Genomic DNA, 11,058 nt, shown 5'->3' on the forward strand with positions numbered 1-11,058 from the left:
GCCAATCTATTGCACAAGAATGAACCGGCAGGACGGGCCGCGCGCAAGCACGCCGCCCCTGCCTGCCGCCAGACCGACAGGATAGACGACCATATGGACTACATCATCGGCCAGACCCCCCGCCCTGCCAGTACCGGCCCCGCAGGCGCAGCGCCCGGCGGCCCCGATCCGGTCATGGACGGCACGCAGAATACCTTCATGCACGACGTGGTGGACGCAAGCCGCGACATGCCGGTGCTGGTCGATTTCTGGGCCACGTGGTGCAACCCGTGCAAGCAGCTCACCCCGGTGCTCGAAAAAGTGGTGCGCGCGGCGCGCGGGCGCGTGCGGCTGGTCAAGATTGATGTCGATGCCAACCGCGCGCTGGTGCAGCAGCTTGGCCAGATTGGCCTGCCGGTGCAGTCGATCCCGCTCGTGGCCGTATTCTGGCAGGGCCAGATCCTGGACATGATGCAGGGCGCCAAGCCCGAAAGCGAGGTGCGGCGCCTTGTCGAGAACGCCCTCAAGGCCGCAGGCGGCGGCGCCCTGCCCGCAGCCGAGCTGATCGAGGCGGCGCGCAAGGACATGGCCGAGGGCCGTACGGAAGCAGCGGCGGGGCTGTTCTCGCAGGTGCTGGAAATCGAGCCCGAAAACCCTGCTGCATGGGGTGGCCTGGCCCGCGCGCTGATCGAGATGGGCGATGATGAAGGCGCCGAGACCGCGCTCAATGACGCACCGCCCGCCATTGCCAGCCATGCCGAGATAACGGGCGCGCGGGCAGCACTCGAACTCAAGCGCGAAGGCCGCAAGGCAGCGGAGGAAGCCGAAGCCATCCGCGCCCGCATTGCCGCCAACCCCAGGGACTATGCCGCCCGCTTCGAGCTGTCGGCCGCGCTGAACGCCGCGGGCAAGCGCGCGGAGGCCGCCGATGAACTGCTGACCATCATGAAGGAGGACCGGCAGTGGAATGATGATGCCGCCCGCCTGCAGCTCATCCGCCTGTTCGAGGCCTGGGGCCAGACCGACCCCGACACCGTGGCCGCGCGGCGGCGCATGTCCTCGCTGCTGTTTTCGTGACGCGGCATGATGAAGGCGGGGTAGTCGTCATTCATGATGACATCCCGCGCCGCATCCCGCTGGTGAGCGAAATGACGCTGGCGGATTTCCCCGCCGAGCTGGGCCTGTTCCCGCTTGATGAAGCCCTGCTGCTGCCCCAGGGGCGGCTGCCGCTCAACGTGTTCGAGCCGCGCTACATCGCGCTGGTGGAGGACGCGCTGGCCAGCAACCGGCTGATCGGCATGATCCAGCCCCGCCTGCTCAACGGCATGGATGACACCCCGCTGGATGATGAGGCCGATGACCCCGGCATGGATGATGGCTACAGCCACACCCCGCCGCTGTACAACATTGGCTGCGTGGGCCGCATCACCGCCATGACCGAGCGGGCGGATGGCACCTACGCCATTACGCTGACCGGCATCGCGCGCTTCCGCCTGCTGCGCGAGACGGGGCTGCGGCGTGGCTACCGTGTGGCGCGGGTGGATACCTCGTCCTTCGTGTCCGACCTGACCGACGTGGAGGATGAGATCCCCTTCGACCGCGAGGGACTGCTCAACGCGCTGCATGATTTCTGCGAGGCGCAGGGTGTCAGCACCCAGTGGGACGCGCTGCACCAGATGGATGACGCAGCGCTCCTGGTCACCCTGCCCATGATCTGCCCCTTTGGCACCGGCCCGCGCCAGAAAATGCTCGAGGCCCCGACGCCTGCCGACCGCGCGCGCATCCTGCGCGACCTGCTGGAAGGGACTGGACATGAACCCGATGAGGGTGCATCCCCCGCATGACCCTTACCCACCGCAACCTGCATGGAACCCGCCACCATGACCGAAAAGCCCCTCGCGCCGCCCCTCGACCCCCGGCTGCTGTCCATCCTCGTCTGCCCCGTGACCAAGGGGCCGCTGGTCTATGACCGCGAGGCGGGTGAACTGATCAGCAAGCGCGCCGGGCTGGCCTTTCCCGTGCGTGATGGCATTCCCATCATGCTGCCCGATGAAGCCCGCAGGCTTGATGCCTGACCATAATGAACGTTTCTGGTGAAACTTTTTTCAAAAAGCTTCGGAAAACGCCGCCTTTTTGAAAAAAGGCGGCAGCCGGAAACTTTTGTCTTTATTCAGCCTGCTGGCGTGGGCACGGCCATGCCATCGATCAGCCGCACATCGCCCAGCCAGGCCGCCGCGAGCACGCGCGCGGGCGTGCCGGGCGGGCAGGTGGCCAGCGGCTGCAGGCTGTCTGCGTGGCGCAGTTCCACATAATCCACCGGGCCAAAGCCTGCCGCGCGCACCTGCTGCACGACGCGTTCCAGCGCCGTGGCCACATCCGCGCCGGCGGCGATCTCGTCCGCGCAGGCCGCAAGCGCACGGGGCAGCGCCACCGCCACCTGCCGCTGCGCCTCAGTCAGCCGCCGGTTGCGTGAGGAAAGCGCCAGCCCGTCCGCCTCGCGCAGGGTGGGGCAGGAGATGACCTCGATGGGCAGGTCGAGGTCGGTCACCATGCGGCGCACCACCTGCACCTGCTGGAAGTCCTTCTCGCCAAAAAAGGCGCAGTCTGCCAGCGTCTGCATGAACAGCTTGCACACGACCGTGGCCACGCCATCAAAATGACCGGGGCGCGCGCCCCCGCACAACCCCTCCGACACGCCGGACACGCTGATGCGCGTGGCAAAGCCGGGCGGGTACATCTGTGCCACCGTGGGCGCGTAGAGCAGGTCCACCCCGGCTTCGGCCAGCAGTTGCCCATCCTGTGCCAGCGTGCGGGGGTAGGTTGCCAGGTCATCGGCGTTGTCGAACTGGATGGGGTTGACGAAAACCGTGGCGATCACCCGGTCCGCCCGCGCGCGTGCGGCGCGCACCAGCGACAGGTGCCCTTCATGCAGCGCCCCCATGGTCGGCACCACGCCCACGCGCGCGCCTGCCTGTTTCCATGCACGGACCTGCCCGCGCAGTTCGGCCACGGTGCTTAGGGTTTCCATCAGCGGCAATCCTCCTGTTCACGCCCCGGCATGCCATGTGCCGGGCCTGCGTGGCTTACCATCTTTTGCCACGGGCGTGTGAGGGCGCGCGAACACATGTGCATCCATGCACACGGGGCGTGGTGGTGGCGCGGCTTTTCTGCTAGGCTGGCGGCTGCGTCGTGCAGGAGGTTTTTTTGGCCCGTTTTCTTCCCGTTCTTGGCATCTGTGCCATCGTGCTGTCACTGGCCGCCTGCGCCACCAACACGCCGGGATCGGTCAAGGACCGCTCGACATGGGCACGCTGGGGCTATGCCGAAGGGGTGAAGAACGTCGCCTCCCACTAAGCCCGTCCCACGCCGCGACCCGGCGCGGAGCAGATCAGCCCTCCCCAGTTGACAGGATGCCGGCACGCCCGGCGATTTCAAGCGCATGACCAATATTTCCGAACCCGCATGGTTTCCCATCGCGCTGCGGCTGGACGGTGTCCGGGTGCTGGTGGTGGGGGGCGGCATGATCGCCGCCAACAAGGTGCGCCTGCTGCTTGCCCACCGCGCGAAGGTGGAGGTAATCGCAGGCCGCCTCGATGCCGAGATGCAGCGCTGGGAGGATGAAGGCAGCATCACCCGCATCGCGCCCACGGCGGACGAGGCCACGCTGCGCGCCGCCATGCCCGGCTGCCGCCTTGTCTATGCCGCGACCGATGACCGGGATGTCAACCGCGCGGCGGCCGCGATTGCGCGCGGCATGAACATTCCCGTCTGCGCGGTGGATGACCCGCAGCCTTCCACCTTCATCACGCCCGCGCAGATCCATCGCGGGCTGGTGCGCATCGCCATCTCCACCGGGGGGGCGGCCCCCGTGCTGGCGCGCCGCCTGCGCGAGCAGGTGGAAAGCACCATACCCGAGGGCACGGGCGCGCTGGCCGTGTTCATGCAGCAGCAACGCGAGCATGTGGGCACCGCCTGCCCCGACATCTCGCGGCGCAGGCAGGTATGGGAGAGCTTTCTTGATGGCGCGGGCGCGCAGGCCGCCCGCAATGGCGATGCCACCCGCGCGCGGGCGATACTCGATGACATCATCGCCACCACCGCCACCCGGGGCGAGGTCTGGCTGGTGGGTGCTGGCCCCGGCGACCCGGACCTGCTCACGCTGCGCGCGCTGCACCTGATGCAGAATGCCGACTGCGTGCTGTATGACCAGCTACTCTCCCCCGCCCTGCTCGACCGCGTGCGCCGCGATGCGGAGCTGGTGTTTGTGGGCAAGCGGCGCAACAACCACACCATGCCGCAGGAAGAGATCAACGCCGAACTGATCCGCCGCGCGCAGGCGGGCCAGCGCGTGCTGCGGCTCAAGGGCGGCGATCCGTTCGTGTTTGGCCGTGGCGGCGAGGAAATCGAGGCGTTGCTTGAATCCGCCATTCCCTTTCAGGTCGTGCCGGGCATTACGGCGGCCAATGGCTGTGCGGCCTATGCGGGCATTCCGCTTACCCACCGCGACTGCGCGCAGGCCTGCCTGTTCGTGACCGGCCATGCCCGCGCCGATGGCACGCTGCACCTGCCGTGGGACAGCATGGCCCGCCCCGGCCAGACGGTGGTGATCTACATGGGTGTTTCCGCCCTGCCCGCGCTATGCGCGAAACTGGTCGAACACGGCCTGCCTGCTGAATGGCCCGCCGCCATTGTCGAGCGCGGCACGCGGGCCGACCAGCGCGTGCTGACCGGCACGCTGGGCAGCCTGCCCATGCAGGCCACCGAAGCAGGGGTGGCCAGCCCGGCGCTGATCATCGTGGGCGAAGTGGTGCGCCACCGGGTGCTCTCGCCTGCATGAAACCTGCCGCAAGGCAGGCGGCCCGTACATCATTTGTTATGAATTTGCTGCAACTTCCGTTGTATGGAAGGCCAAGACCACCGAACGGTCAGGGAGGCCATGTCCGACACATCGGCAGCAAACGCAGGGCAGCGCCTGCGCGACATGGCACGTCTCTATTTTCCCTGGGCGGACAGGCTGCCTGCGGGGTGGCTGGGCTTTGGCCTGCGCACATGGTTTTCGCTCGTCATCGGGCTGGCCACGGCGTTCTGGGTCCAGATCGACAACCCGCTGCTTGTCGGCGTGACCGTGATGATCCTGGCGCAGCCGCTGCGCGGGCAGGCGCTGTCGAAGGCGTTTTACCGCATCCTGGGCACGGTGGTGGGCATGGGCGTGTCGATCGTGCTCGTGGCGGTATGGAACCAGCAGCGCGGGCCGTTTCTGGGCGGTGTTGCGCTGTGGCTGGCAGCGTGCGCGTTCGTGGGGTCGCTCGAGCGTGACTTCCGCTCCTATGGGGCGCTGCTGTCGGGCTATACGGTGGCACTCGTGGCGGTCAACTGCATCGATACGCCGCAGAATGTCTTCAACATTGCCGTCTCGCGGGCTTCGGCCATTACCATCGGGGTCTTTGCGGTGGCGGTGGTCAATATCCTCTCCGGTTCGCCCGAGGCTACGCGCGGGCTGGCCAACGGGCTGAAGCAGCTCACCCGCCCCATCAGCGAGACCGCGCGCGCGGCCCTCCAGCACCTGTATGACCGGGGTGCCCAGGCCGACATCAGGCTGGCCGGGGGCATTCTGGCACTGACCACGCGCCTGTCCTATGCCCGCACGGAATTCGAGCGTGGCGGCATGCGGGCCAACGGGGCGCGGCTGGCCATGGTGTCCATGCTGACGGTGCTCGATTGCGCGCGCGGCCTTGGCCGCCACACGGGCCACGGCAACATCGACCCCGCCGTTGAGGAGGCCATTGCCCGCATCGCGCGCCAGACCGACCTGCGGCTGGACCAGGCGGGGTTTACGCTGCGCATTCTCGCAGCCATCCGCGAAGCGCTTCGCGCCCATGTGCCCAATACCGATGAAGCCTTTGCCATCGAGCGCGCGGCCCGCATGCTGACCGCGCGCGTGCGGCTGCATGCGGGCCAGCAGATGCTGGTGGATGGCACCGGCAGCGCGGCTGACAGCAAGACCATCGCCATCGCAACGCAGCCCAACATCCTGCTTGCCTTCATCGGGGCGCTGCGGGTGCTGGTGGGCTTCTCGTTCGCGGCGGCAATATGCGTGATTACCGGCCTGCCGGGTGCGACCGTAGCCCTGGCCCAGACCGCGCTGACCCTGACGCTGGCCGCCACCAATGTCGATACGGCCCGCTTTGGCATGGGGGCGGTCATCGGCATTCCGTGCAGCGTGCTGGCGGCAGCCGCGCTGAACTTCTTCGTGCTGCTGCATGGGGCGGACATGCCCTTCCTTGCGCTGGCGCTCCTGCCGCAGACCTTCCTGGCGTGCCTTTTGCTCATGCGGCCGGGCACGGCGGCGATCGGGTTCAATTACGGGGTGTTCTTCTTCGCCATGCTGGGGCTGGACAACCACCAGAGCTACAACCCAACCGAATTCCTCAACCGCAACATCTTCTACCTGCTGGCCGCGCTGCTGGCCTTCATCATCCTCGTGCTGCTGTTTCCGCCCTCGGCCCGCAGGCAGCGCTTCTGGATGGCATCGACCATCGTGCGCGCGCTCGAGCGCCAGATGGCGGGCCGGGGCGAGGCCGATGGCCCGACCCGCCTCACCCGCGCCTATGACCGGCTGGCCCAGATGCAGTTCTGGAACGACCGCCTGCCGCCCAGCCCCAGCGGCGCCCGGCAGCTTGAAAGCTTTACCGCCTTTACCGAGCTTGATGGCGCTCTGGCACGCGCACGCGCCTATGCCCGCCAGGCCCAAGACCATGCCCTGCTGCGGCCTGCCGCCGAACTGGCGGCACGCGAACTGCGGCTGCACGCGCCATGGGGCGACATTGACGCGCGCCTGCAACAGGCCTGCGCCGCAGTCCCTGCCCCTTCCCCCTACCTGCCGCCGCCCGAGCAGGTCGCGGCACTCAACCTGCTGGCGGGGCTGGACGGGGTGCTGCATGCATGGCGCGCGGCACAGCCCCGGCTGCGCCATTACGGCATCATCAACAAAGATAAGGCAGGCTGATGCGGCAGGTCGTGGATGTGGAAGGCGTGCTGGTCTCGGCCTTTGTCATGAATCTCGGGCTGGCGCTGTGCACGCTGCTCGTGCTGCGGGCCGTACTCTCGTGGCTCAACCTGTGGCGCTTTGTGTGGAACCCGCCGCTGGCCCAGTTCGGCCTGCTGATCTGCCTTGTTGGCCTGTACACCCTGATGTTGTGAAAGACTGCTGACGTGTTCGCATATGCAAACCGCTTCGTGCGCCTGGCCATTACCGCGACCATTCTTTTTGTCGCGGCCATCGTGGTGATCGTATTGTGGGATTACTACACCGCCTCACCGTGGACACGGAACGGGCAGGTCCGCGCGCAGGTGGCCAATATCGCGCCGCGCATTTCGGGCCAGATCAATGAAGTGCGCGTGCATGACAACCAGTTCGTGCACAAGGGCGACGTGCTGTACGTGATCGACCCGTTCGACTTCCGCGTGAAGGTGGATATCGCCGAGGCGGCGGTCAATGAGCGCCGCGCGGACCTTGAGTTCAAGACATCGCAATACGAACGCCGCCAGAAGATTTCCGGCGTTGCGGTATCGGGCGAGGAAAAGCAGCAGTTCGAGGCCATAGCCCAGCAGGCGGAAGCGCAGTATGCCGCAGCCCTGGCCGACCTGCGGCAGGCACGCATCGACCTTGAACGCACCGAGGTGCGCAGTTCGCTCAACGGCTATGTCACCAACCTGACCATGCGCGCGGGCGACTATGCCAGTGCGGGGCATGTGAACATCCAGATCATCGATGCGGAGTCCTATTGGGTGGACGGATATTTCGAGGAGACGAAAATCCATTCCATCCGCGAAGGCGAGCCCGTGCGGCTGGACCTGATGGGATTTCATGAGCCCCTGTTCGGCCATGTGGAAAGCATTACGCGCGGCATTGCCAGCAACAACGCCGCCACCTCCATACAGGGGCTGCCAGCGGTGGACCCGGTCTATACCTGGGTGCGGCTGGCGCAGCGCATTCCCGTGCGCGTGCATATCGACAGCGTGCCGCCCGGCCTCGTGCTGGCCGCAGGCATGACCGCCACCGTCACGGTCGTGTCAGAGGCGGGGAACCGCCGCCACATGTCGGTGCGTGACGCGCTGCGCCATGTGGGTGATGACATGCAGCACCTTGCGGGACACCGTTGAGGGCAGGTGAAAAGACATCGCCTTTTTGAAAAAAGGCGACACCCAAAAACTTTTCTTCTTTTTTCTCCCGCGCAGCGGGCGCGTGTTTATCCCCAGATTCGGGGGAAGGATGTCCGGGCAACCCTGTGGAAAGACCTGTCAGAAACAGGGGAAAACGGGCACGTTTGTCACGAATCCTTCACAGAGCAGGCATAATGGCTACCCCTGTCCGGCTTCAGCCTTCGCCTGCGCGTGAAGGCGTGGCGTAGGGGTCCGCCACCGGGGCGGCAGGCGCTGCCCCCATCCGGTGGGCCCGGTAGAGCAGGCCATGGCCGAGCTTTTCAATCAGCAGGCCACGGCGCTGCAGGCGTTCATGGCTGATGGCGTAACCGGTTTCGCGCACGATCTGGCCCCACAGCACCTGCAACCAGCCCCGCAGGGCAAGCTTCATCCGTGTCATATCGCGCGCACTCCCGTTCACCGCCATGTCAGTCATTATATTCATGGCAGATAGGCTTTATGCGCATGACATTCAAGGCAACATATATGGCCTGGAAGGTTATTTTTATTTAATTCCTGTCATGACATGAGGAGTGCCCGCCACCGCGCACGCCGTCATGCCCGCCCATCCGTGACAAGGATGAACCTGAGCCAGTCCGCCATGGGGGATATCTTGCGCCATCTGTTCGTGTTTCTTGCCCTGCTGGGGTGGGGGTGTGCCACCGCTGCCGCCCAGACACCGGCCTCACAGGTCATCAGCACCCTGTTTTCCGACAAGCTGACCATGATGGACCTTGGCCTGATCCGCGCCGAGCGCGCCATGCAGCACGAAATTGACAGCCTGCCCGACACCTATGACAGCGACATGGTGCCCGTGGCCGATTTCGACCCCAGGCGCAACAGCATCCTGGTGGGCATATGGTACCAGAACCATGACAGCTTCAGCCGCGCGCAATGCGACAAGTTGCTTGATACGATCCGCAAATCGTTTGGCAACCAGCCCACGACCATCATCGCCGCGTGGTTCCGCCACCACGGCTATACCTCGCTACGCGATGCGGGGCAGTTCTATACCGGGCTGCGCAACATCATCTGGCTGGTGGTCACTGATGGGGACCGCGCCTGCTCGTATTCCATGGCGACAGGGCAGACGACGGTGAACGGGTTCTGACCGGCAGGCGGCAGCCATACGGGTTGCCGCCTGCCGGGCTGCTTCAGGCCCTGTCTTCTTCAGGGGTATCAGGCGCCTTGTCGGGCCAGAAACGCACGCCCGGCCTGGCCACGCCGCCGCCAAGCGCCATGGCAGTACCATCCGCGCGCCAGCAGGCGGCACCTGTCATCATGCCATCCGCTCCGAAGGCGATGCCATTCATACCACCGCCAATATGCGGCTTGCGCCTGACCTCATAGCCCGCCGCCTCAAGGTCGGCCTGCCGGGGGGCATAGGCGGGCTCAAGTTCGACTTCCTGCCCCTGCGTCCACAGACGTGGGGCTTCCACGGCCTGCTGGAGGGTCATCCCGTGATCGATCAGGTTGACAATCGCCTGGAAAATGGACGGGAAGATCCGCAATCCCCCCGGCATGCCCAGCGCAAAGGCCGGCTTTTCGCCTTCATAGACGATCATGGGCGCCATTGACGTCGGCACCCGCTTGCCCGGCTCGATCGACAGCGCCCGACCTGGATGGGGGTCGAAATTGCTCATGTAGTTGTTGGGAATGATGCCGGTTTCGGGGTCCATGTACCGCGCGCCGAACAGGCCGTTGATCGTATGGGTCGCGGCAACCACGTTGCCATCGCGATCGGCCACTGTCAGATGGGTGGTATCATGGCTTTCGTGCAGCATGCCGCCCATATCGGCCAGCGCGCCACCCTTTGTCAGGCGATCGAGGCATTCGCGGGCATAGGCCTTGGAGGTCAGGCGCGCGACCGGCACATCGACAAAAGCCGGATCACCACTGAAACGGCGCCGGTCGGCAAAGGCGATGCGGATGACTTCTGCCAGCAGGCGCAGGCTTTCCGTGCTGCCAAAGCCCATTGCCCTGATATCGAACGGCTCGAGCATGTTCAGCATCTGGGTAATATGCACGCCCGATGAAGCTGGCGGCGGCGGCCCCATGATCCGGTAGCCCCGATAATGACCCACCACGGGCGCGCGGTCGACGGTACGGTAAGCGCGCAGGTCATCCATGGATAACCAGCCCGGATCAGGGCTGCTGGCAATGGTCCGCACGAGGGATTCGCCCAGCGCGCCATCGTACAGCGCGGCCGCACCCTCGCGCGCGATCAGTTCCAGGCTGCTGGCATATTGCGGCTGGTACAGGCGCGTGCCCGCCTTGACCGGCGTGCCACCCGGCATGAACAGGGCCTGCATGGCCGGATCCATCGCCAGATCGGCCGCATGTTCGCGCACCGCGCCCGCCAGGTAGTGCGTGGCCTCGAAGCCAGACCGGGCCAGCCGGATGGCAGGGGCCACCACATCAGCAAAAGGCAGCCTGCCAAACCGGGTCTGCATGCCATGCCAGCCCAGCAGGTTGCCCGGCACGGCAACGGAGGTCGCGCCCACAAGGCTGCGACGCCCTTTGGTATCCATGTATAGCGGCCCTTCATCGGCCACGGGTTCATAGATCGTGGGCGTCATGGCCCGCGCCGCGCAGGACAGGGCATCAATAACGACATGTTTCCCATCAGCCAGCCGCAGGTGCGACAGACCGCCCCCCGCCACACCAACCATCATGGGTTCAACCACTGTCAGGGCCAGCAGGGCAGCCGCGGCCGCATCAAATGCATTGCCTCCTGCCGCCAGCATTTCCATGCCCGCCATCGTGCCGAGCGGGTGGTTGGTTACAATCGTGCCATTGCGCCCGGTCACCGGGCTCTTGTCACAGATAAAAGGCAGGGACGGTGATGAAAGACCGGATGCGTTCATGATGCCCTTG

12 protein-coding genes are annotated in these 11,058 nt (G+C 65.9%); 9 read left to right on the top strand and 3 right to left on the bottom strand.

The window, feature by feature from the left end; all coding sequences use genetic code 11:
- Positions 1-93 precede the first annotated feature (93 nt).
- Genes HNW77_RS03960 through HNW77_RS03970 form a run of 3 tightly spaced genes read left to right on the top strand, consistent with a single transcriptional unit; the run spans position 94 to position 2,054 of the window.
- Positions 94-1,056 carry a tetratricopeptide repeat protein gene (locus tag HNW77_RS03960; RefSeq protein WP_172155681.1) on the top strand — a complete coding sequence of 321 codons (963 nt, stop codon included), beginning with the start codon at positions 94-96 and terminating at the stop codon, positions 1,054-1,056.
- Positions 1,053-1,823, top strand: a complete 771-nt coding sequence (locus HNW77_RS03965) for an LON peptidase substrate-binding domain-containing protein (RefSeq protein ID WP_172155596.1) — start codon at positions 1,053-1,055, stop codon at positions 1,821-1,823. The genes HNW77_RS03960 and HNW77_RS03965 overlap by 4 nt, the downstream gene beginning before the upstream one ends.
- A 36-nt stretch (positions 1,824-1,859) precedes the next feature.
- A complete protein-coding gene (locus HNW77_RS03970) occupies positions 1,860-2,054 on the top strand; it encodes a Trm112 family protein (RefSeq protein ID WP_061273711.1) in 195 nt (64 codons plus the stop codon).
- 95 nt (positions 2,055-2,149) lie between these two features.
- On the opposite strand, the gene panC is transcribed toward HNW77_RS03970, so the two are convergent.
- On the bottom strand, positions 2,150-3,007 hold the full coding sequence (panC, locus tag HNW77_RS03975; protein ID WP_172155598.1) for a pantoate--beta-alanine ligase: 858 nt from the start codon (positions 3,005-3,007) through the stop codon (positions 2,150-2,152).
- Positions 3,008-3,183: 176 nt separating this feature from the next.
- Between panC and HNW77_RS03980 the strand changes: the two genes are divergently transcribed.
- The 5 genes from HNW77_RS03980 (at position 3,184) to HNW77_RS04000 (ending at position 8,142) form a co-directional block, all read left to right on the top strand.
- Entirely contained in the window at positions 3,184-3,333 is a 150-nt protein-coding gene (locus HNW77_RS03980) for a hypothetical protein (RefSeq protein ID WP_019087433.1), read from the top strand.
- Between the two features lie 85 nt (positions 3,334-3,418).
- Positions 3,419-4,816: a siroheme synthase CysG gene (cysG, locus tag HNW77_RS03985; protein ID WP_172155600.1), complete on the top strand. Its 1,398-nt coding sequence runs from the start codon at positions 3,419-3,421 to the stop codon at positions 4,814-4,816.
- Positions 4,817-4,915: 99 nt separating this feature from the next.
- The gene (locus HNW77_RS03990) at positions 4,916-6,985 is read left to right on the top strand and encodes an FUSC family protein (protein ID WP_172155602.1); all 2,070 of its coding nucleotides are present in this window, start codon (positions 4,916-4,918) and stop codon (positions 6,983-6,985) included.
- The gene (locus HNW77_RS03995) at positions 6,985-7,179 is read left to right on the top strand and encodes a DUF1656 domain-containing protein (RefSeq protein ID WP_172155604.1); all 195 of its coding nucleotides are present in this window, start codon (positions 6,985-6,987) and stop codon (positions 7,177-7,179) included. The genes HNW77_RS03990 and HNW77_RS03995 overlap by 1 nt, the downstream gene beginning before the upstream one ends.
- 12 nt (positions 7,180-7,191) lie before the next feature.
- Positions 7,192-8,142, top strand: a complete 951-nt coding sequence (locus HNW77_RS04000) for an efflux RND transporter periplasmic adaptor subunit (protein WP_172155606.1) — start codon at positions 7,192-7,194, stop codon at positions 8,140-8,142.
- Between the two features lie 214 nt (positions 8,143-8,356).
- Here the strand turns inward: HNW77_RS04000 and HNW77_RS04005 are convergent, their stop codons facing one another.
- Positions 8,357-8,581 carry a hypothetical protein gene (locus tag HNW77_RS04005; protein WP_172155608.1) on the bottom strand — a complete coding sequence of 75 codons (225 nt, stop codon included), beginning with the start codon at positions 8,579-8,581 and terminating at the stop codon, positions 8,357-8,359.
- Between the two features lie 180 nt (positions 8,582-8,761).
- Here HNW77_RS04005 and HNW77_RS04010 point away from each other — a divergent pair, with 180 nt between their 5' ends.
- On the top strand, positions 8,762-9,292 hold the full coding sequence (locus tag HNW77_RS04010) for a hypothetical protein (RefSeq protein WP_241694285.1): 531 nt from the start codon (positions 8,762-8,764) through the stop codon (positions 9,290-9,292).
- A 43-nt stretch (positions 9,293-9,335) separates the two neighbouring features.
- Here HNW77_RS04010 and ggt read toward each other — a convergent pair whose 3' ends face one another.
- The gene (gene ggt, locus HNW77_RS04015; RefSeq protein WP_172155610.1) at positions 9,336-11,048 is read right to left on the bottom strand and encodes a gamma-glutamyltransferase; all 1,713 of its coding nucleotides are present in this window, start codon (positions 11,046-11,048) and stop codon (positions 9,336-9,338) included.
- Positions 11,049-11,058: the final 10 nt, after the last annotated feature.

The organism is Komagataeibacter melomenusus (assembly GCF_013155395.1).
In the GTDB taxonomy this organism is placed as follows: Bacteria; Pseudomonadota; Alphaproteobacteria; order Acetobacterales; family Acetobacteraceae; genus Komagataeibacter; species Komagataeibacter melomenusus.